This window comes from Streptomyces sp. NPDC051104, assembly GCF_040682835.1.
GTDB classification, from domain to species: Bacteria; Actinomycetota; Actinomycetes; order Streptomycetales; family Streptomycetaceae; genus Streptomyces; species Streptomyces cynarae.
The window spans coordinates 31,113-52,095 of sequence record NZ_JBFBBS010000042.1 but is presented as its reverse complement, the minus strand read 5'-3'; the positions used below and the strand labels follow the sequence as shown (position 1 = coordinate 52,095).

The window sequence follows — 20,983 nt, the reverse complement described above, 5'->3', positions numbered from 1 at the left end:
CGGTTACATTCCGAACCCGGAAGCTAAGCCTTACAGCGCCGATGGTACTGCAGGGGGGACCCTGTGGGAGAGTAGGACACCGCCGAACAATTCTTCAGAGCGGGTCCCCGAACTTCGGTTCAGGGACCCGCTCTTTTGCGTTGCGCGTCACTTTGCGTTCACGTTGCCGGACCAGCATCCCAGCCATGGGTACTGCTGGAATGCTCATGGCCGCAGGTGTCGGCCGCGGTGACGAGGTCATCGTGCCGGCGTTCGGCAACATCGAGGTGGCCGAGGCCGTGGCGTCGGCGGGTGCGACGCCGGTCTTCGCGGACATAGACCCGGCGACGTACTGTCTGGACCCGGCGGCCGTGGAGGCCGTGGTGACCTCCCAGACCGCCGCGGTCGTCGTCGTGCACCGCTTCGGACGGCCGGCCGATGTCGCCGTGCTTCACGAGGTCGGGCAGCGACACGGTCTGCTGGTGCTGGAGCAGGGCGAGTCCGAGACACCGTACGCCGAGGTGGCGCAGCGGCGGGAGCGGGCGGCCTACCTCGACAAGCGGCTGCGGGGCGTACGCACGCCCGAGGACGGCGGCGGCCACACCTATCAGCAATACGTCGTGCGGGTGCCGGGCAACGGTCGGCCCGACCGGGATGCCTTCGCACGAGCCGTGCGGGCCAGGGGAGTTGAGTGCCGGGTTCCGGTCAAGACGCCCGCGCACCGTATGCCGGCGTTCCGGCGCGACGTGTATTTGCCGGAGACCGAGCGGGCCGCCGACGAGACGCTCTCGCTTCCGGTGGACGCGTCCCTGACCAAGCGTGAGATGAACAGGATCGTCTCCGCGTGCAACGCCCTGGGCGGACTGCTGAGCCCGCTTTCTGAACCGGTGCCTCGATGGTTGGGAGCACACGTCAGTTCGGGGTATGATCTATCCCGTTGCCGCGAGGGAAACCTCGGAAAGAGCGACAAGCCCCTATAGCTCAGTCGGCAGAGCGTCTCCATGGTAAGGAGAAGGTCAACGGTTCGATTCCGTTTGGGGGCTCAAAGAAAAGGCCTCGCCCAACAGGGCGAGGCCTTTTCTTATGCCCCGAATTCCTGTCCCGGACCCTCACTCCTTGGGAAGGTCCGGGACCCGCATCGCCAGAATCGCCATGTCGTCCGACGGGGCGTCGGAGGCGAAGCGTTCCACCGCCCGCATGATGCGGGCCGCCACCGCGCCCGCTGTAAGGCCCGTGCAGGTGGTCAGCACGTCCGCGAGACCGTCGTCGCCCAGCATGCGCCGGCCCTCGCGGCGTTCCGTGACGCCGTCCGTGACGCACAGCAGGACGTCGCCCGGGCCGAGCGTCACCGTCTGCTCGTACAGTTCCAGGTCCTCCATGACGCCGAGGAGCGGCTGCGGTTCGGCCGCCGGCTCCACCGTGCCGTCCTGGCGCAGCCGGAGCGGCAGCGGGTGGCCGGCGCACACCACCTTCAGCACCGCGCTGCCGTCCTCCTGCGGCCACAACTCGCCGTAGAGGAGCGTCAGGAAGCGGCTGCGGGCGCCCTCGTCGAGAATCGCGGAGTTCAGGCGTTCCAGGACAGCCGGGCCGCCGAAGCCCTCGCGGGCCAGCAGGCGCAGGGCATGACGGGCCAGGCCCGTGACCGCGGCGGCCTCCGGTCCCGTACCGCACACGTCGCCGATGGCGAAGCCGTACGCGCCGTCGCGGATCGGGAACAGGTCGTAGAAGTCGCCGCCGACCTCGTTGCCCTCGCCGGCCGCGCGGTAGATGACTTCCACCTCGACCCCGTCGATCTGCGGCAGTCCCGGCGGGAGCAGGCTGCGCTGGAGGGACTGGCTGATGGCCGTGCGCTCCGAGTACAGCCGGGCGTTGTCCAGGGCGAGGGCGGCCCGGCGGCTCAAGTCCTCGGCCAGTTCCAGGATCTCCTGCCGGAAGTGTTCGTCCGTCGGCTTGCCCAGCGTCAGCATGCCGATGACGCGGTTGCGGGCCACCAGCGGCAGTACGACCGTTTCGCCTCCCACCGCCGAGGCCGTCGCCAGCGTCGTGCCGATGCCGGAGCTGACCGTCGCCGGCTCGCCGAGGCCGAGGCTCCGCATGGAGGTGCGCAGGGCCGCCTGGTGGGCCGCCTCCCCGGGGGCCGTCCAGATGCGGGCGCCCGGTGTGGGGATCGGCTCCGGGGGCGGGATCTTGGACAGGAGGGCCTTGAGGCCGTCGATGCGGTCCTCGTCCTCGTGCAGGACGTACGACAGGTACGGCTCCGAAGCCTGGTCGGCGATCGTGTAGACCGCGCACCAGGTGGCCAGGGTCGGGATCGTCATCTGGGCCATCAGCGCCAGCGTCTGGTCCCTGTCCAGGGTGCCCGCGAGGAGGTCGGAGGCCTCCACGAGGAAGCTCAGGGAGCCGCGGCGCAGGCGTTCCAGCTCGCCCAGGCGGGCCGATTCCACGGCGAGGGCGATGCGGTCGGCCGCGAACTGCAGGCGCAGCGCCTCCTCGTTGGAGTACCGGGAGGGTGCCTCCGCCGCCACGCCGAGGGAGCCGGTGAGCCGGCCCTCGACCTTCAGCGGGACCGTCACCACCGAGCGCATACCGGTGCCGTTCAGCAGCGGGACCGCGCCCGGTACGGCCGTCAGGTCGTCGTGGACGGCCGGCATGCGGGCCGAGCCGTAGCGGCCGGGGCCGGCCTCGACGGGGACGCGGGCGAAGCGCTGGCGGGCGGAGGGCAGGCCCGTGGAGGCGCGTACCTCCAGCTCCGTCTCGTCGTCGGTGGCCAGCAGCAGGAAGGCCGCGTCGCCGTCGAGCATGTCGCGGGCGCGTTCCACCGTGCGCTGCAGCAGGCCGTCGAGGTCGTCAGGGGCGGGGGAGCCGATGAAGACCTCGAAGGGGTCCGCCGTCTGGCCGTCCGCGGCCGTGGTCGTGTCGGAGGCCGGGCCGCGCAGCGGGGTCTGCAGGACGGCCCGCTCGTGGTCGCGCACCAGCAGGCAGACCGTGGACGGCTCGCCCGCGGTGTCGCGTACACGCAGGTGGGAGGCGTAGACGGGAAGCACGCGGCCGTCGGCGCCGCGGATGCCGTAGCTGCCCTCCCAGCGGGAGAGCTGGAGGGCCTCGGCGATGCCCGTGCCGATGCCCGGGGTGTGCGGCCAGGCCGCGAGGTCGGTGAGCGGCTTTCCGGTGACCTGCTCCCCGGCGTAGCCGAACAGTTCCTCCGCGTCCTCGTTCCAGGCGGTGATGCAGCCGGAGCGGTCGATCTGGACGACCGCGACGCGGACCCGGCCGTCGGCGAGCGGGAGCAGGTCGGCGGGGAGGGCGGGGCCCGCCGCGCGCGTGCCGACCGGGCGCTCGGGCAGGTGGAGCTGGAACCAGACCTGTTTGTGCGTGGGTGTGTACTCCACGCCCCAGCGGCCGGCCAGGGCGGCGCAGAGCTGCAGGCCGCGGCCGCCCTCCCGGTCGGGGCTGCCCATGTCGACGGCGGCCGACTGCAGCGGGATCTCGCGCTCCGGATACCGGTCGGCGACCTCGATGCGTACGCCGTCGTCGCTGCGCAGGCACAGGACGTCCGCGGCGGTGCCCGCGTGGACGACGGCGTTGGTGACCAGCTCGCTGGTGAGGACCACGGCGTCATCGACGATGTCGGCGAAACCCCAGCCCTGGAGGGTGTCGCGGACGAAGGACCGGGCGCTCGCGACCGATCGTCCGACGGGCTCGAAGCTGGCGGCCGCGCGCGCGGTGATCACAGAACTCCTCGTCCGGTTCTCGACGTGCAGGGCTCCCGGGCCGACCCCCTCCTGCCGAGGCAGTGGCTCGTCCTCACTCTGCCGGGGATCCTGGGGTGGTCCCCCGGGATGCAGTCCGGTGGTCATGGTGCGGCGCCCCTCCGATGCCTGCCCGCTCGTGCTCGTGCCACCGCCCAGGCCGGTCGACCGCTGCGGCTGGACAGCCGCATGCAAGGTTACTTACCTTCGCCGTCCATGCGGATGCCGGTCGCCGGTGTTTACGTCCGGAGAGTGTGCGGAGCGTGTGCGAAGCTGCCGAACTGTTATGGCCTGGTTCCGGCATGGTGAAACACTGGGCAAGCTTATGGAAGAAGGTCCGGCAGGCCGAGTGTCGTTCGCCACGCCGGGCAGGACAGGCGCGTGTGCCCGGCTGGATCGGGCAGGACTACGCATCGGTAACCGGTATGTCGAGCAGTACCCCTGAGCACAGCATGATGGTCGACCCCTGCGGGAGGGACACAGTGGAGTCTGGCGCAGCGACGCGTGGCACGAAGACGCGCGCGAAAGGCGGACAGTCCCTGGGCAACCAGCGCACGGGGCGCAACGGAACCACCGAGGTGGACACGGCGGCCCTGAACCGGCTGCTGGCGGCCCTGGTGTCGATGAGGGACGGAAACTTCCGTAAGCGGCTGACCGTCTCCGGTGACGGGGTGATCTCCGAGATCACCGCCGTCTTCAACGAGGTGGCCGACCGGAACATGCATCTGACCGGCGAGCTGGCGCGGGTGCGGCGTGTGGTCGGCCGTGAGGGCAAGCTCACCGAGCGGCTGGAGACGGGGGCCTGCGAGGGCTCCTGGGCGTCGGCGATCGAGGCGTCCAACGCGCTCGTCGATGATCTCGTGCATCCGGTCGCCGAGGTCAGCCGGGTGCTGTCCGCGGTGGCGGACGGCGATCTGTCGCCGCGCATGGAGCTGCGGACGCCTGGTCCGGAGGGGACGGGGCATCCGCTGCGAGGCGAGTTCCTGAAGGTCGCCCGTACCGTCAACAATCTGGTCGACCAGCTGTCGACGTTCACCGACGAGGTCACGCGGGTGGCCATCGAGGTGGGCACCGAGGGCAAGCTGGGCGGGCAGGCCCGGCTGCGCGGTATGTCCGGTTCGTGGAAGGACCTGACGGAGTCGGTCAACACGATGGCGTACCGGCTGACCGCGCAGGTGCGGGACATCGCGCTGGTGACGACGGCGGTCGCCAAGGGTGATCTGTCGCGCAAGGTCACCGTGCATGTCGCCGGCGAGATGCTGGAGCTGAAGAACACCGTCAACACGATGGTGGAGCAGCTGTCCGCGTTCTCGTCCGAGGTGACGCGAGTGGCCCGCGAGGTCGGCACCGAAGGCATCCTCGGCGGTCAGGCGCAGGTGCCGGGCGTCGCCGGGGTGTGGAAGGACCTCACCGACTCGGTGAACGTGATGGCCGGCAACCTGACGGCCCAGGTGCGCGGGATCGCGCAGGTCACCACGGCCGTCGCCAACGGTGACCTGTCGCAGAAGGTCACCGTGCCGGCGCGCGGCGAGGTCGCCCGCCTCGCCGAGACGATCAACCAGATGACGGAGACGCTGCGGATCTTCGCGGACGAGGTCACGCGCGTCGCCAACGAGGTGGGCGCCGAAGGTCAGCTCGGCGGGCAGGCGAACGTGCCGGGTGCGGCGGGAACGTGGAAGGACCTCACCGATTCGGTGAACACGGTCTTCCGGAATCTGACCACCCAGGTGCGGGACATCGCCGCGGTCACGACGGCGGTGGCCAACGGCGACATGTCGCAGAAGGTCACGGTCGACGTGGCCGGCGAGATGCTCGAGCTGAAGAACACCGTCAACGGCATGGTCGACCAGCTGTCGGCGTTCGGTGCCGAGGTCACGCGCGTGGCGCGGGAGATCGGCGTCGAGGGTGAGCTGGGCGGTCAGGCGCAGGTGCCGGGGGCGGCCGGTACGTGGAAGGACCTGACGGACTCCGTCAACACCGCTTTCCGCAACCTCACCGGCCAGGTCCGCAACATCGCGCAGGTGACGACGGCGGTGGCCAACGGCGACCTGTCGCAGAAGGTCACCGTGGACGTCTCCGGCGAGATGCTCCAGCTGAAGAACACCGTGAACACGATGGTGGACCAGCTGTCGAGCTTCGCCGACCAGGTGACCCGCATGGCCCGGGACGTGGGTACGGAGGGCCGCCTGGGTGGCCAGGCCCGCGTGGACGGCGTGTCGGGCACGTGGAAGGAGCTCACCGACTCCGTCAACTCGATGGCGTCCAACCTGACCGGTCAGGTGCGCAACATCGCGCAGGTGACGACGGCCGTGGCGCGCGGCGATCTGTCGCAGAAGATCGACGTCGACGCGCGCGGGGAGATCCTTGAGCTGAAGAACACCATCAACACGATGGTCGACCAGCTCTCCGCCTTCGCCGAGCAGGTGACGCGGGTGGCCCGCGAGGTGGGCACGGAGGGCCGGCTGGGCGGTCAGGCGCAGGTGCCGGGCGTGGCCGGCGTGTGGCGCGACCTGACGGACTCCGTGAACGGCATGGCGGGCAACCTCACCGCGCAGGTGCGCAACATCGCGCAGGTCGCCACCGCCGTGGCGCGCGGTGACCTGTCCCAGAAGATCACCGTGGACGCGCGCGGGGAGATCCTGGAGCTGAAGAACACGCTGAACACGATGGTGGACCAGCTGTCGTCGTTCGCCCAGGAGGTCACGCGCGTCGCCCGTGAGGTCGGTACGGAGGGCATCCTGGGCGGTCAGGCCGAGGTGCAGGGCGTCTCCGGCACCTGGAAGGACCTCACGCAGTCCGTGAACGGCATGGCGAACAACCTGACCATGCAGGTGCGCAACATCGCCGAGGTCACGACCGCGGTCGCCAAGGGCGACCTGTCCAAGAAGATCACCGTCGACGCCAAGGGCGAGATCCTCGAACTGGTCACCACCGTCAACACGATGGTCGACCAGCTGTCGTCGTTCGCGGAGCAGGTGACGCGGGTGGCCCGTGAGGTGGGGACCGAGGGCATCCTGGGCGGTCAGGCGCACGTCCCCGGCGTCACGGGCATCTGGAAGGACCTCAGCAACAACGTCAACCTCATGGCCAACAACCTGACCATGCAGGTGCGGAACATCTCCCAGGTCGCGGCGGCGGTCGCCAACGGTGACCTGACGCGGACGGTGACGATCGAGGCCCGCGGTGAGGTCGCGCAGCTGGCGGACACCTTCAACACGATGGTGAAGACGCTGAGTTCGTTCGCCGACCAGGTCACCAAGGTGGCCCGCGAGGTGGGCACGGACGGCATCCTGGGCGGCCAGGCCTACGTTCCGGGCGTGGCCGGCACGTGGAAGGACCTCACCGAGTCCGTGAACCAGATGGCGTCGAACCTGACCGGCCAGGTGCGCAACATCGCCATGGTGACCACGGCGATCGCCAAGGGCGACCTGACCAAGAAGATCGACATCGACGCGCGCGGTGAGATCCTGGAGCTGAAGACCACCATCAACACGATGGTCGACCAGCTGTCCTCCTTCGCGGAGGAGGTCACGCGCGTGGCCCGCGAGGTGGGCACGGAGGGTCAGCTCGGCGGTCAGGCACGCGTGCGGGACGTCGACGGCACCTGGCGGGACCTGACGGAGTCCGTGAACGAGATGGCCGGGAACCTGACCCGGCAGGTGCGCGCCATCGCGCGCGTGGCGACCGCGGTGACGCGCGGCGATCTCAACCTGAAGATCGACGTGGACGCCTCCGGGGAGATCCAGGAGCTTCAGGACTACATCAACAAGATGATCGCCAACCTGCGCGACACCACGATCGCGAACAAGGAGCAGGACTGGCTCAAGGGCAACCTGGCCCGTATCTCGGCGCTGATGCAGGGCCGTCGCGACCTGGAGGACGTGGCCTCGCTGATCATGAGCGAGCTGACCCCGGTGGTCTCGGCGCAGCACGGCGCGTTCTTCGTCGCCATGCCGCTGGTCGACGGCCAGGACGTCAGCGTCGAGAACGAGGACCAGTACGAGCTGCGCATGCTGGGCTCGTACGGCTACTCGATGGGCTCCATGCCGACGTCGTTCCGGCCGGGTGAGGCGCTGATCGGAACGGCCGCCACGGAGAAGCGCACCATCCTGGTGGAGAACGCACCGAGCGGCTACCTGAAGATCTCCTCCGGGCTCGGGGAGGCGCCGCCCGCACAGGTGATCGTCCTTCCGGTGCTCTTCGAGGGGAAGGTGCTCGGCGTCATCGAGCTGGCGTCCTTCACGCCGTTCACGCAGATCCAGAGGGACTTCCTCAACCAGATCGCCGAGATGATCGCGACCAGCGTCAACACCATCTCCGTCAACACCAAGACGGAGGTGCTGCTGAGGCAGTCGCAGGAGCTGACCGAGCAACTGAGGCTGCGGTCGGAGGAGCTGGAGCAGCGACAGAAGGCCCTCCAGGCGTCCAACGCCGAACTGGAGGAGAAGGCCGAGCTGCTGGCCCAGCAGAACCGCGACATCGAGGTCAAGAACACCGAGATCGAGGAGGCGCGGCAGGTCCTGGAGGAGCGCGCCGAGCAACTCGCGGTGTCCATGCGCTACAAGAGCGAGTTCCTGGCCAACATGTCGCACGAGCTGCGCACGCCGCTCAACTCGCTGCTGATCCTGGCCAAGCTGCTGGCCGACAACGCCGAGGGCAACCTCTCACCGAAGCAGGTCGAGTTCGCCGAGACCATCCACGGCGCCGGCTCCGACCTGCTCCAGCTGATCAACGACATCCTGGACCTGTCGAAGGTCGAGGCGGGCAAGATGGACGTCTCGCCGACGCGTATCGCGCTCGTCCAGCTCGTCGACTACGTGGAGGCCACATTCCGGCCGCTGACCGCGGAGAAGGGCCTCGACTTCTCGGTCCGGGTGTCGCCGGAGCTGCCCGCCACGCTGCACACCGACGAGCAGCGCCTTCTGCAGGTGCTGCGCAACCTGCTGTCGAACGCGGTGAAGTTCACCGACACGGGGGCCGTGGAGCTGGTCATCCGGCCCGCGGGCGGCGACGTCCCGATGGCCATCCGGGAGCAGCTCCTGGAGGCGGGCTCGCTGAGGGACGCGGACGCAGAGATGATCGCGTTCTCCGTGGCCGACACCGGTATCGGCATCCCGGCCAGCAAGATGCGGGTGATCTTCGAGGCGTTCAAGCAGGCCGACGGCACCACCAGCCGCAAGTACGGCGGTACGGGCCTCGGGCTGTCCATCTCGAGGGAGATCGCCCGGCTGCTCGGCGGTGAGATCCACGCGCAGAGCGAACCCGGCCGCGGCTCCACGTTCACCCTGTACCTGCCGCTGCACCCCAGCGAACTGCCGCCGCACGGCTACCCGCAGCTCGCGCCCGCCCTGGAGGCCGGTGATCTGCTGGCCTCCGAGGCCGAGCTGTCCGCGCCGGACATCGAGACCCCGGCCGAGGTGAAGTCGTACCAGGAGACCCAGAACGGTCCCGCGGCGCTCTTCCGGCGCCGCCGCAGGGCCGTGACCGCGGGCCGGGGCGGAGCGGGCCAGGAACAGGTCGGCGGTGAGCCTCAGGGGGGCTTGCTGCCGCGGCAGGGCGTGCGGTTCGACAGCGAGAAGGTGCTGATCGTCGACGACGACATCCGCAACGTCTTCGCGCTGACCAGTGTCCTTGAGCAGCACGGTCTGTCGGTGCTGTACGCCGAGAACGGCCGTGAGGGCATCGAGGTCCTGGAGCAGCACGACGACGTCGCGGTCGTCCTGATGGACATCATGATGCCGGAGATGGACGGGTACGCCACGACCACCGCGATCCGGCGGATGCCGCAGTTCGCAGGGCTGCCGATCATCGCGCTGACGGCGAAGGCGATGAAGGGCGACCGGGAGAAGGCCATCCAGTCGGGCGCATCCGACTATGTGACCAAGCCGGTCGATCCCGATCATCTTCTTTCGGTGATGGAACAGTGGATGCGCGCAGAGTGAAGGGATGGCGGAGAACGCCTGCCGTTCACGCGGAGCTGCCCACTGAGGGGGCGAGAGCCGTGTAGAAGTGCGGTGTGCGGGGAACCTTCTCGTCTCCTGCCGCGTTTCTGCTATGTGCACAGTGACATCACGGTGACAGGGTGTGGCGACGGGCGGGGTGCGGCTACGATGACCGGCACAAGGACGGGCGGCGCAAGGGAGTCGTCCCCTGGGGCGGCGCCGGGCGTCATCCCGAGTCCTGCGGACAGGGGAGGCCCCAAGCCGGGGCGAGGAGGGCGGGCCATGGTGCAGAAGGCCAAGATCCTCCTGGTCGATGACCGGCCGGAGAATCTGCTGGCGCTGGAGGCCATCCTCTCTGCGCTCGATCAGACGCTGGTCAGGGCATCGTCCGGGGAGGAAGCGCTCAAGGCGCTGCTGACGGACGACTTCGCGGTGATTCTGCTGGACGTCCAGATGCCGGGCATGGACGGTTTCGAGACCGCCGCGCACATCAAGCGGCGCGAGCGCACCCGGGACATCCCGATCATCTTCCTGACCGCCATCAACCACGGCCCGCACCACACCTTCCGGGGGTACGCGGCGGGTGCGGTGGACTACATCTCCAAGCCGTTCGACCCGTGGGTGCTGCGGGCGAAGGTCTCCGTTTTCGTCGAGCTGTACATGAAGAACTGCCAACTGCGGGAGCAGGCGGCCCTGCTGCGGCTCCAGCTGGAGGGCGGCAAGTCCGGGGGCGGCGACAGCAAGGAGCCGGCGGGCATCCTCGCCGAGCTCTCGGCGCGGCTCGCGGCGGTGGAGGAGCAGGCGGAAGCACTGTCCAAGCAGCTGGACGACGAGTCCGCGGACGCGGCCGCGGTGGCGACGGCGGCCCACCTCGAGCGCAAACTCACCGGCCTGCGCAGGGCGCTGGACGCTTTGGAGCCGGGGACGGGCAGCGGGGCGCCGTCGGTGCCTTCGCAGAACTGACGCGGGGCGGGGACCGGGTCGGCGCCGTGAACGCCCGGTTGAGGCGACGTCAACTTCGCGCCTCTCCTGAGGCGACACGAACGGGTGAAGCCGCAGAGGCGTGTGTTCCCTGCCCTTTCCACCGGTAATCTCACACCCATGGCCCCACGTCCCGCAGCCAAGAAGTCGCCCGCGAAGAAGGCGGCCGCTCCCAGGAAGGCTCCGGCGAAGAAGGCCCCCGCCAAGAAAGCCGCCGCCAAGAAGGCGCCCGCCAGGAAGGCAGCGGCGAAGAAGGCCGCCCCCGCACCGGCGCCCAACCCGACCGCGGGCGTGTACAGACTCGTACGCGCCCTGTGGCTCGGCGCCGCGCACGCCGTCGGAGCCCTGTTCCGCGGCCTGGGGCGGGGCGCGAAGGGGCTTGACCCGGCGCACCGCAAGGACGGTCTTGCGCTCCTGCTGCTCGCGCTGTCGCTGATCGTCGCCGCCGGCACCTGGGCCAATCTCCGCGGTCCCGTGGGTGACCTCGTCCAGATGCTGGTGACCGGCGCCTTCGGCCGCCTCGATCTGCTGGTGCCGCTTCTGCTCGGCGTGATCGCCGTGCGCCTGATCCTCCACCCGGAGCGGCCGGAGGCCAACGGCCGCATCGTCATCGGCCTGTCCGCGCTCGTCCTCGGCGTGCTCGGCCAGGTGCACATCGCCTGCGGCGCCCCCGCGCGCAGCGACGGCATGCAGGCGATAAGGGACGCCGGCGGGCTCATCGGCTGGGCCGCGGCCACCCCGCTGACGTACACCATGGGCGACGCCCTCGCCGTGGCGCTGCTCGTCCTGCTCACGTTCTTCGGCGTCCTCGTCGTCACCGCCACCCCCGTCACCGCCATCCCGCGGCGGCTGCGCGACCTCGGGCTCAGGCTCGGGCTCCTGCACGCCCCGGAGGACGAGGTCCTGACCGAGGACGACGAACGCTACGACGACCAGTGGCGCGAGGGGCTGCCCCGCACCCGGCGCCGTGGCCCCGCCCCCGACGGGTACGACCCGGACGGAGCCGAGCAGGAGGCGCTCTCCCGGCGCCGCGGCCGCCCCCGGCGCCCCGCCGTGCAGCAGCCCGCCCTGGGCAGGGAGATGGACGCCGTGGACGTCGCGGCGGCCGCCGCCGCGGCCCTGGACGGTGCCGTCCTGCACGGCATGCCGCCGTCCCCGGTCGTCGCCGACCTCACCCAGGGCGTGAGCGTCACCGACCGGGAGCCGACCACGCCGACGCCCGTGCCGGCCGCGCGCCCCCAGCCGGAGGAGCCCGCGTCCCAGGCCGGGGTGCCCGACCTGACGAAGAAGGCCCCGGATGAGCCCCGCGAGCTGCCGCCGCGCGCCGAGCAGCTGCAGTTGTCCGGCGACATCACCTACGCCCTGCCCTCCCTGGACCTGCTCCACCGGGGCGGTCCCGGCAAGGCGCGCAGCGCCGCGAACGACGCCGTCGTCGACGCACTCACCAACGTCTTCACCGAGTTCAAGGTCGACGCCCGCGTCACCGGCTTCACCCGCGGCCCGACGGTCACCCGGTACGAGGTCGAGCTCGGCCCCGCCGTCAAGGTGGAGCGGATCACCGCGCTCACCAAGAACATCGCGTACGCCGTCGCCAGCCCCGACGTGCGGATCATCAGCCCGATCCCCGGCAAGTCCGCGGTCGGCATCGAGATCCCGAACACCGACCGGGAGATGGTCAACCTCGGTGACGTGCTGCGCCTCGCCGAGTCCGCGGAGGACGACGACCCGATGCTGGTCGCCTTCGGCAAGGACGTCGAGGGCGGCTACGTCATGCACAGCCTGGCCAAGATGCCGCACCTGCTGGTCGCCGGCGCCACCGGCTCCGGCAAGTCGTCGTGCGTCAACTGCCTGATCACCTCGGTCATGATGCGCGCGACCCCGGAGGACGTGCGCATGGTCCTCGTCGACCCCAAGCGGGTCGAGCTGACCGCGTACGAGGGCATCCCGCACCTGATCACGCCGATCATCACCAACCCCAAGCGGGCCGCCGAGGCGCTCCAGTGGGTCGTACGCGAGATGGACCTGCGCTACGACGACCTGGCGGCGTACGGCTTCCGGCACATCGACGACTTCAACGAGGCCGTCCGGCACGGCAAGGTGAAGCCGCAGGAGGGCAGCGAACGTGACCTGCAGCCCTACCCGTACCTGCTGGTGATCGTCGACGAGCTGGCCGACCTGATGATGGTCGCGCCCCGGGACGTCGAGGACGCGATCGTGCGCATCACGCAGCTCGCGCGCGCCGCCGGCATCCACCTGGTGCTCGCCACGCAGCGGCCGTCCGTGGACGTCGTCACCGGCCTGATCAAGGCGAACGTGCCCTCCCGGCTCGCCTTCGCCACCTCCTCCCTGGCCGACTCGCGCGTCATCCTCGACCAGCCCGGCGCCGAGAAGCTGATCGGCAAGGGCGACGGGCTGTTCCTGCCGATGGGCGCGAACAAACCGGTGCGCATGCAGGGCGCGTTCGTGACCGAGGAGGAGGTCGCGGCCGTCGTCCGGCACTGCAAGGACCAGATGACGCCCGTCTTCCGGGACGACGTCGTGGTCGGCAGCAAGCAGAAGAAGGAGATCGACGAGGACATCGGCGACGACCTGGACCTGCTGTGCCAGGCCGCCGAGCTGGTCGTCTCCACCCAGTTCGGATCCACCTCGATGCTCCAGCGGAAGCTGCGCGTCGGCTTCGCCAAGGCCGGGCGGCTGATGGACCTCATGGAGTCGCGGAACATCGTCGGTCCCAGCGAGGGGTCCAAGGCACGTGACGTTCTCGTGAAACCCGACGAGTTGGACGGCGTGCTCGCCCTCATCCGTGGGGAGTCTCAACCGTAGGGATCCGGACGGTCCCGGGCCGCCCCGCGAGAGGGCCGGCCGAGCGGGTCCGAGTGCGCCCGGCGGGGTGGTCGGACGCTCGGCCGTGACCCACTCGTAAGTGTTCCGTGAGCAACCGTTTCCCGCCGTCGGACGTCAAGTTGAGAGAGAACAGACCTGTCTCCCGGCATCAGGATGACCGGCCATTCTGATGGCGTACAAAGTCCTACCGCCCGGTTGCCCCACCCTTTCGCACCCCTCCTAGACTGAACTTCCAGCACAGGTGGCTACACGCTCGAAAGGCGCCCCCGTGTCCATCGGCAACTCCCCTGACGGCAACTCCCCTGAGGACGCTCGTCCGTTCGATGACGGCCGTGACGACGCCTCCGCGTCGGATCGCCCCTCGATCGGCCGGGCCCTGCGACAGGCGCGGATCGCGGCCGGGCTGACCGTCGACGACGTCAGCAACGCCACCCGGGTCCGTGTCGCCATCGTGCACGCGATCGAAGAGGACAACTTCGCCCCCTGCGGCGGTGACGTCTACGCCCGCGGTCACATCCGCACGCTCGCGCGCGCGGTGCACCTCGACCCGGCCCCGCTGCTGGATCAGTACGCCGCCGAGCACGGCGCACGGCCCGCCCCGACCCCGGCGGCCCCGCTCTTCGAGGCGGAGCGCATCCGGCCCGACCGGCGGGCGCCCAACTGGACCGCGGCCATGGTCGCCGCCATAGTCGTGGTGATCGGCTTCGTCGGGTTCACCCTGATCAAGGGGACCGGCAGTTCGGACACCGCCGACACGCCGGTCGCCAAGGGCCCCGCGGCGAGCACCGGCAAGCCCGCCTCGCCCACGCCCAAGAGCAGCAAGCCCGTCGAACAGAAGCCCGAGCCGTCCGAGAGCGCCATCGCGGCCGCGCCCCGGGACAAGGTGACGGTCCAGGTGAGCGCCACCGACGGCCGCAGCTGGATCTCCGCCAAGGACCACAACGGCCGCACCCTCTTCGACGGGCTGCTCAAGAAGGGCGACTCGCAGACCTTCCAGGACAAGGAGAAGATCGACCTCGTCCTCGGCGACGCGGGCGCCATCCAGCTCTACGTCAACGGCAAGAAGATCCAGGACGACTTCCGGCCCGGCCAGGTCGAGCGTCTGACCTACACCAAGGGCGACCCCGTCACCGGCTGACCGAGCGGCACTCAGCGGCTCGGCGGTACTCAAGGGGCACGGACACACGGGGTTGGCCAAGATCGGCCAACCCCGTCGACGTGGGCTGTCAGTGGGACGAAGTAGTCTTGAGCCCATGCCTGAACGCCGTACCGTCGCACTGGTCACCCTTGGCTGCGCCCGTAACGAGGTGGACTCGGAGGAGCTCGCAGGCCGTTTGGAGGCGGACGGCTGGCAGCTCGTGGAGGACGCCGAGGACGCGGACGTCGCCGTGGTGAACACGTGCGGCTTCGTCGAGGCAGCCAAGAAGGACTCCGTGGACGCCCTCCTGGAGGCGAACGACCTCAAGGGACATGGCAGAACGCAGGCCGTGGTGGCGGTCGGCTGCATGGCCGAGCGGTACGGCAAGGAGCTGGCCGAGGCCCTCCCGGAGGCCGACGGCGTGCTCGGCTTCGACGACTACGCGGACATCTCCGACCGGCTCCAGACCATCCTGTCCGGCGGCATCCACGCCTCCCACACCCCGCGCGACCGCCGCAAGCTGCTGCCGATCAGCCCCGCGGAGCGGCAGTCGGCGGCCGACGTGGCCCTGCCCGGGCACGGTGCCCCGGCGGACCTCCCCGAGGGCGTCGCCCCGGTCTCGGGCCCCCGGGCGCCGCTGCGCCGCCGGCTCGACGGCTCGCCCGTCGCCTCGGTCAAGCTCGCCTCCGGCTGCGACCGGCGCTGCTCCTTCTGCGCCATCCCCTCCTTCCGGGGCTCCTTCATCTCACGCCGCCCGAGCGACGTGCTGAACGAGACCCGCTGGCTGGCCGAACAGGGCGTGAAGGAGATCATGCTGGTCTCCGAGAACAACACCTCCTACGGCAAGGACCTGGGCGACATCCGCCTCCTGGAGTCCCTGCTGCCGGAGCTGGCCGAGGTGGACGGCATCGAGCGGGTCCGTGTCAGCTACCTCCAGCCCGCCGAGATGCGCCCGGGCCTGATCGACGTGCTGACCTCGACCCCGAAGGTCGCGCCCTACTTCGACCTGTCCTTCCAGCACTCCGCGCCCGGCGTGCTGCGCGCCATGCGGCGCTTCGGTGACACCGACCGCTTCCTGGAGCTGCTCGACACGATCCGCGGCAAGGCGCCCGAGGCGGGCGTGCGCTCCAACTTCATCGTGGGCTTCCCCGGCGAGACCGAGGCCGACCTGGCCGAACTGGAGCGCTTCCTTAACGGTGCCCGGCTGGACGCGATCGGTGTCTTCGGCTACTCCGACGAGGAGGGCACGGAGGCCGCCACGTACGACAACAAGCTCGACGAGGACGTCGTCGCCGAGCGGCTCGCGCACATCTCGCGGCTCGCCGAGGAACTGGTGTCCCAGCGCGCCGAGGAGCGCGTCGGCGAGACCGTCCATGTGCTCGTGGAGTCGGTGGACGAGGACGACGACGAGGTCGCCGCGTACGGCCGAGCCGCGCACCAGGCGCCCGAGACGGACGGCCAGGTGCTGTTCACGAGGGGCGAGGGCCTGAGCGTCGGCCGTATGGTCGAGGCGAAGGTGGTCGGTACGGAAGGTGTCGATCTGGTGGCCGAGCCCCTCGCGGGGGCGCTCGGGTGTCCTGAGGAGGCGGGCAGATGACTGGAATCCCAGCCTCCGCGGCGGGTGGCTCCTCCGGTGCGCGCGGAGCGGCGTCCACGCCGGGCGCCTCGGGCGCGACCGGCAGGTCCGGGGCCAAGCCGGCCAAAGGGCCCGCCGGCGCCTCGGTCGCCGAGTCGGTCAGCCGCCCGGACGGCCCGGACGCACCCGGCGGCTCCAGCCCTGCCGACGGGCAGGAGGGCGCTCGCCCGGCGCGGGGCGGCAAGCTGACGGCCGCCGCGGTCAACCAGGCCAGTGTCTGGAACGTCGCCAACCTCCTGACGATGCTCCGCCTGCTCCTCGTCCCGGGCTTCGTCGCCCTCATGCTGACCGACGGCGGGTATGACCCGGCATGGCGCTCGCTCGCCTGGGCGGCGTTCGCCATCGCCATGATCACCGACCTGTTCGACGGCCATCTGGCCCGCACCTACAACCTGGTCACCGACTTCGGGAAGATCGCCGACCCCATCGCCGACAAGGCGATCATGGGTGCGGCGCTGATCTGTCTGTCCGCCCTCGGTGATCTCCCGTGGTGGGTGACGGCCGTCATACTCGGCCGGGAGCTCGGTATCACCCTGCTGCGCTTCCTCGTCATCCGCTACGGGGTGATCCCGGCGAGCCGGGGCGGCAAGCTGAAGACGCTGACGCAGGGCGTGGCGGTCGGCATGTATGTGCTGGCGCTCACAGGCTGGCTGGCGACTCTGAGGTTCTGGGTGATGGCCGTGGCCATCGTGCTGACGGTGGTCACCGGGCTCGACTATGTGAGACAGGCCATTGTGCTGCGCAGGCGCGGCATCGCCGAGCGCCGGGCTGCGGCCGAGGAGGCGAAACGGTGAATTCCATGGCCGCCGAGTTGCTGCGACTACTCACGGTGAGAGGCGAGACGCTCGCCGTCGCCGAGTCGCTGACCGGTGGCCTGGTGGCCGCGGAGCTCACGGCGGTGCCCGGGGCCTCCGCGGTCTTCCGCGGCTCCGTGACCGCGTACGCCACCGATCTCAAGCGGGACCTGCTCGGTGTGGACGGTACCTTGTTGGATACCCGTGGTGCGGTGGACCCGCAGGTCGCGGGGCAGATGGCGACCGGCGTGCGCAAGGCGCTCGGCGCCGACTGGGGGCTCGCCACGACAGGAGTGGCCGGCCCCGACCCACAGGACGGACAGCCGGTCGGCACGGTCTTCGTGGCCGTCGCCGGGCCCTTCGAAGAGGTTTCCGACGAACTTGGTGGCGAGAAAGTGGCCTCCCTGCGGTTGAACGGCGACCGTGCGGAAATCCGTATGGAGAGTGTACGGAGCGTGCTCGCACTGCTCCTGGAGCAGCTTGCGGGCGAACAGACCGGGAACGAGCGGGCACAGGATACGGAACAGAACGGGGGGACTTGATGTTTGCAGCTTTCAGTGAACACAACAGCGCTCCCCGCACGGCCGCGGCGCAAGGCGGTACGGTGGGGCGAGAAGGATGCGGCTACGCGGTCCGAGGAGGGAGCCACCGATGATTCTGCTCCGTCGCCTGCTGGGTGACGTGCTGCGTCGGCAGCGCCAGCGCCAGGGCCGTACTCTGCGCGAAGTCTCCTCGACCGCCCGAGTCTCGCTCGGCTATCTCTCCGAGGTGGAGCGGGGGCAGAAGGAGGCGTCCTCCGAACTGCTCTCCGCGATCTGCGACGCGCTGGACGTACGGATGTCCGAGCTCATGCGGGAAGTGAGCGACGAGCTCGCGCTCGCCGAGCTGGCACAGTCGGCGGCGGCCACCGAGCCGGTGCCGGCACCGGTGCGTCGCCCGATGCTCAACTCCGTGTCCGTCACCGGTGTCCCACCGGAACGGGTCACGATCAAGGCCCCCGCCGAAGCAGTGGACGTGGTGGCCGCCTGATCCTCACGCGCGGGAGCGGGTGAGGCGGCAAACTCTACGAGAGCCCCGGCCGGGGCCTCTCCGGGGAGACCTGGAGGGGACCGCCGGGGCTCTTGCGCGTTCCCGGCGCCGGCGGGACTCCCGTTTGCCGGGTTCGGGCGAGGCCGTCATGGTGGAGGGGCGGGGGCTCGGGGTCGTACGAACGCTCGAGGAGGATGCCGATGTACGTCGTGAAGAGCCCGCTGCCCGAGACGGACCTGAAGACCGTCTCCGGGGCGCTGCAGGGCGCCCTGGTCGACCTGCTGGACCTCTCCCTCGTGGCGAAGCAGATCCACTGGAACATCATCGGGCCGCGCTTCCGTTCCATCCACCTCCAGCTCGACGAGGTCGTCGACACCGCACGGCGGCACTCCGACACCGTGGCCGAACGGGCCTCCGCGCTCGGCGTCCCGCCCGACGGCCGCGCCGCGACGGTCGCCCAGAGCAGCGGCATCGGCTCCGTGCCCCAGGGCTGGGTCAAGGACACGGACGCGGTGGGAACCCTCGTGTCCGCCCTCGGCGCGGTCATCACGCGCATGCGGGAACGGGTGCAGACGACCGCCGACGCCGACCCGGTGAGCCAGGACATCTTCATCAACGTCACCGCGGAGCTGGAGAAGCACCACTGGATGTTCCAGGCGGAGAACGCGTGAGCGCACAGCGATCCGGGGCGGCCCGACCGGGGTGTGCGCGGGGTGCGCCGCGTGCGCCAGATGCCGGGGGCATGCGCTGGGTCCGGTGCGCCTGTGTGCCGCTGGTGCGCCCTCCCTGGCGCTGACGGCCCGGTCTAGGGTCTGGTTCCTCGGGTTGGAGGTGACGGCCATGGCGGGGCGCACGGCGCGCTGGGGGGTTGCGCTGGCGCTGGGTGCGCTGTGGTGGTGGGGGGTACTCCGACTCGTGCTGGCACCCGACGCAGGGGTGCTGGAAGGTGCGGTCGCCATCGGGGGATGGGGACTGAGTCTGCTGCCGGTGCACTGTGTGCCGAAGACCAGGGCCGTGGGGGCGGCCGGGTCGGATCAGTGGGCTCGGGCCTGGCGGCGGTGGCAGGCCGTGAGGGGGCGCGGGAGGGGCGCGCAACCAGGGTGAGGGGGCGGGACGCAGGGGGAGTGTGCGGGGTCGGTACGACGGCGTCCGGGGGTGTTCAGGGGACTCCTGGAGGGCGGCTCGTGACCGGTCCGGCCGCGCCCGCCCCCGGGCCCTGGCGCTGAGGCTGTCACCTGTGGCTGTCACCAGGGCATCGCCACGCCGCCGCTCGGGCGGAGGATCTGTCCCGTGACGAAGGACGAGGCGTCGCCGGCCAGGCGCCTGCGCGATGTCCTGCGGTTCGCCGATCCGGCCCAGCGGCGACAGCCGCGCCATGAAGGCCTCCGTGCGCTCCTGCGCCTCCCCGTGCCGGTCGGTCATCGGCGTACGGGTCCAGCCCGGTGCCACCGCGTCGACCCGTAGCCGTGCGACCCGACCTCGGTCGCCGGGGTCTTCGTCAGCTGCACCACGGCCGCCTTCGCCGCGCCGTAGCAGAGCACCCCTGGGCCGCCGGTGTCGACGGCGCTCGACGCCATCGTGACGATGCTGCCGCGGGTCCCGTCCGCGATCATCCGGAGCGCCGCCTCCCGGCAGGCCTACAGGACCCCCTTGAAGTTGACGCCCAGTACCCGGTCCAGGTCCTCGTCCCGTGTCTGGAGGACCGGGCTGCTGTGCATGATCCCGGCGACGGCCGCCAGCGCGTCGAGGCGCTCGCAGGAAGCGACGGCCTGCCTGAGCCGGGCCCGGTCGGTCACGTCGAGGTGGTGGGTGTGTGCCGTGCCGCCCCGGTCCTCGATCAGCGCCGCCGTCTCGCGCAGTCCCGGCGCGTCGCGGTCGGCGCAGTGCACGGACGCGCCTGCCTCGGCGAGCAGCACGGCCGAGGCCCGGCCGATGCCGCTCGCGGCGCCGGTGACGAAGACGGTGCGTTCGCTGAGGTCGTACGCCGTGACGGGCATGACAGCGACGCTACGAACCCCATCTGACGGTCCGTCAATTGGGCGGCGTCAGTTGGCGGGGCGGGTGCGGCTGTGGCGGTGGTCCGCCACGCCCGGGGCGGGAGCCGGGCCCCACTGGCAGGCCGGGCACCAGTAGGTGGGCCGCTCCCGGGAGCCGTCGCCTTGCTCCGCCACCTGGACCGGGGTGCCGCAGCGCAGGCAGGGGCGGGGCGCGCGGCCGTAGACGAAGAGGTTCTGTTCGCGCCGTCCGGTGGTGTTGCGGGCCGGGCGGTCGCGGTTCGCCTCCAGCAGCTTCTTGGCGAGGGTGGGCAGGTGGGCGGCGTGCTCGGCCGGGAGCTCCCCGACGGCGAGCCACGGGGTCACCCGGAGCAGGAAGCACAGCTCGCTCTTGTAGACATTGCCGATGCCGGCCAGGTTGCGCTGGTCGAGCAGGGCCTCGCCGAGGGGGCGGGCGGGGTCGCGCAACAGGTTCTCCAGGGCCGTGCCGGGGTCCCAGTCGGGGCCGAGGAGGTCCGGGCCGAGGTGCCCCACGGCGCGGTGCTCGTCGTGGGTGCGCAGCAGTTCCAGGACGGGCAGGCGGTAGCCGACCGCCGTGCGGTCGGCGGTGCCGAGGATCGCCCGGATCTGGTGGGCGGGACCCCCGCTCCAGCGCTGCCCCGCCGCGAACACCTTCCACGCCCCGTCCATCATCAGGTGCGAGTGCAGGGTGAGCCCGCCCTCGATACGGGTGAGCAGGTGCTTGCCGCGCGGGGTGACGTCCAGGACGGTACGGCCGGTGAGATCGGCCGTCGCGTACCTGGGCACCCGGAGGTCGGAACGGGTCAGCACCTTCCCCGCGAGCGCGCCGTGCAGACGCTTCGCGGCCTGGTGGACGGTGTCACCTTCGGGCATGGG

At 70.6% G+C, this 20,983-nt stretch carries 12 protein-coding genes, 1 tRNA gene, 1 rRNA gene and 2 pseudogenes; 13 read left to right on the top strand and 3 right to left on the bottom strand.

The window, feature by feature from the left end:
• The 3 genes and pseudogenes from rrf to AB0N14_RS33655 form a co-directional block, all read left to right on the top strand.
• Positions 1-88 (top strand): 5S ribosomal RNA (gene rrf / locus AB0N14_RS33665); the annotation flags it as partial.
• 112 nt (positions 89-200) lie between these two features.
• Positions 201-848: pseudogene (locus AB0N14_RS33660) on the top strand (DegT/DnrJ/EryC1/StrS family aminotransferase); the annotation flags it as partial.
• Positions 849-949: 101 nt separating this feature from the next.
• Positions 950-1,022 (top strand) — tRNA-Thr (locus AB0N14_RS33655).
• A gap of 66 nt (positions 1,023-1,088) precedes the next feature.
• Here AB0N14_RS33655 and AB0N14_RS33650 read toward each other — a convergent pair.
• Complete coding sequence (locus AB0N14_RS33650; protein WP_366029495.1) at positions 1,089-3,836, bottom strand: SpoIIE family protein phosphatase; 2,748 nt, start codon at positions 3,834-3,836, stop codon at positions 1,089-1,091.
• Between the two features lie 374 nt (positions 3,837-4,210).
• Between AB0N14_RS33650 and AB0N14_RS33645 the strand changes: the two genes are divergently transcribed.
• The 10 genes from AB0N14_RS33645 to AB0N14_RS33600 all read left to right on the top strand — a co-directional run bounded on the left by AB0N14_RS33645 (position 4,211) and on the right by AB0N14_RS33600 (position 19,196).
• Positions 4,211-9,670, top strand: a complete 5,460-nt coding sequence (locus tag AB0N14_RS33645; protein ID WP_366029494.1) for a HAMP domain-containing protein — start codon at positions 4,211-4,213, stop codon at positions 9,668-9,670.
• Positions 9,671-9,952: 282 nt separating this feature from the next.
• Positions 9,953-10,633, top strand: a complete 681-nt coding sequence (locus tag AB0N14_RS33640; protein ID WP_263232409.1) for a response regulator — start codon at positions 9,953-9,955, stop codon at positions 10,631-10,633.
• Between the two features lie 138 nt (positions 10,634-10,771).
• Positions 10,772-13,474 (top strand): DNA translocase FtsK, encoded by a 2,703-nt coding sequence (locus tag AB0N14_RS33635; protein ID WP_366029493.1) that lies wholly within the window; start codon positions 10,772-10,774, stop codon positions 13,472-13,474.
• Positions 13,475-13,763: 289 nt separating this feature from the next.
• Complete coding sequence (locus AB0N14_RS33630; RefSeq protein WP_366029492.1) at positions 13,764-14,633, top strand: RodZ domain-containing protein; 870 nt, start codon at positions 13,764-13,766, stop codon at positions 14,631-14,633.
• A 115-nt stretch (positions 14,634-14,748) separates the two neighbouring features.
• Complete coding sequence (gene rimO / locus AB0N14_RS33625; protein WP_366029491.1) at positions 14,749-16,230, top strand: 30S ribosomal protein S12 methylthiotransferase RimO; 1,482 nt, start codon at positions 14,749-14,751, stop codon at positions 16,228-16,230.
• The gene (pgsA, locus tag AB0N14_RS33620; RefSeq protein WP_366029490.1) at positions 16,227-17,063 is read left to right on the top strand and encodes a CDP-diacylglycerol--glycerol-3-phosphate 3-phosphatidyltransferase; all 837 of its coding nucleotides are present in this window, start codon (positions 16,227-16,229) and stop codon (positions 17,061-17,063) included. Before rimO ends, pgsA begins: the two co-directional genes overlap by 4 nt.
• Positions 17,060-17,605: a CinA family protein gene (locus tag AB0N14_RS33615; protein WP_366029489.1), complete on the top strand. Its 546-nt coding sequence runs from the start codon at positions 17,060-17,062 to the stop codon at positions 17,603-17,605. The genes pgsA and AB0N14_RS33615 overlap by 4 nt, the downstream gene beginning before the upstream one ends.
• Before the next feature lie 109 nt (positions 17,606-17,714).
• The gene (locus AB0N14_RS33610) at positions 17,715-18,092 is read left to right on the top strand and encodes a helix-turn-helix transcriptional regulator (protein ID WP_103845022.1); all 378 of its coding nucleotides are present in this window, start codon (positions 17,715-17,717) and stop codon (positions 18,090-18,092) included.
• Between the two features lie 200 nt (positions 18,093-18,292).
• The gene (locus AB0N14_RS33605) at positions 18,293-18,763 is read left to right on the top strand and encodes a DNA starvation/stationary phase protection protein (protein WP_366029487.1); all 471 of its coding nucleotides are present in this window, start codon (positions 18,293-18,295) and stop codon (positions 18,761-18,763) included.
• A gap of 169 nt (positions 18,764-18,932) precedes the next feature.
• On the top strand, positions 18,933-19,196 hold the full coding sequence (locus AB0N14_RS33600; protein ID WP_366029486.1) for a hypothetical protein: 264 nt from the start codon (positions 18,933-18,935) through the stop codon (positions 19,194-19,196).
• Between the two features lie 140 nt (positions 19,197-19,336).
• On the opposite strand, the pseudogene AB0N14_RS33595 reads toward AB0N14_RS33600, so the two are convergent.
• Together AB0N14_RS33595 and AB0N14_RS33590 are read right to left on the bottom strand one after the other, a co-directional pair.
• Positions 19,337-20,089, bottom strand: a pseudogene (locus AB0N14_RS33595) (SDR family oxidoreductase).
• A gap of 48 nt (positions 20,090-20,137) precedes the next feature.
• Complete coding sequence (locus tag AB0N14_RS33590) at positions 20,138-20,980, bottom strand: DNA-formamidopyrimidine glycosylase family protein (RefSeq protein WP_366029485.1); 843 nt, start codon at positions 20,978-20,980, stop codon at positions 20,138-20,140.
• Positions 20,981-20,983 lie beyond the last annotated feature (3 nt).

What these genes read in the sequence shown, in the direction of transcription:
- AB0N14_RS33600 (WP_366029486.1), top strand. Translation starts at nt 18,933, where the DNA reads ATGGCGGGGCGCACGGCGCGCTGGGGGGTTGCGCTGGCGCTGGGTGCG.
- AB0N14_RS33610 (WP_103845022.1), top strand. Translation starts at nt 17,715, where the DNA reads ATGATTCTGCTCCGTCGCCTGCTGGGTGACGTGCTGCGTCGGCAGCGC.
- AB0N14_RS33635 (WP_366029493.1), top strand. Translation starts at nt 10,772, where the DNA reads ATGGCCCCACGTCCCGCAGCCAAGAAGTCGCCCGCGAAGAAGGCGGCC.
- AB0N14_RS33590 (WP_366029485.1), bottom strand. Translation starts at nt 20,980, where the DNA reads ATGCCCGAAGGTGACACCGTCCACCAGGCCGCGAAGCGTCTGCACGGC.
- AB0N14_RS33650 (WP_366029495.1), bottom strand. Translation starts at nt 3,836, where the DNA reads ATGACCACCGGACTGCATCCCGGGGGACCACCCCAGGATCCCCGGCAG.
- rimO (WP_366029491.1), top strand. Translation starts at nt 14,749, where the DNA reads ATGCCTGAACGCCGTACCGTCGCACTGGTCACCCTTGGCTGCGCCCGT.
- AB0N14_RS33605 (WP_366029487.1), top strand. Translation starts at nt 18,293, where the DNA reads ATGTACGTCGTGAAGAGCCCGCTGCCCGAGACGGACCTGAAGACCGTC.
- AB0N14_RS33640 (WP_263232409.1), top strand. Translation starts at nt 9,953, where the DNA reads ATGGTGCAGAAGGCCAAGATCCTCCTGGTCGATGACCGGCCGGAGAAT.
- pgsA (WP_366029490.1), top strand. Translation starts at nt 16,227, where the DNA reads ATGACTGGAATCCCAGCCTCCGCGGCGGGTGGCTCCTCCGGTGCGCGC.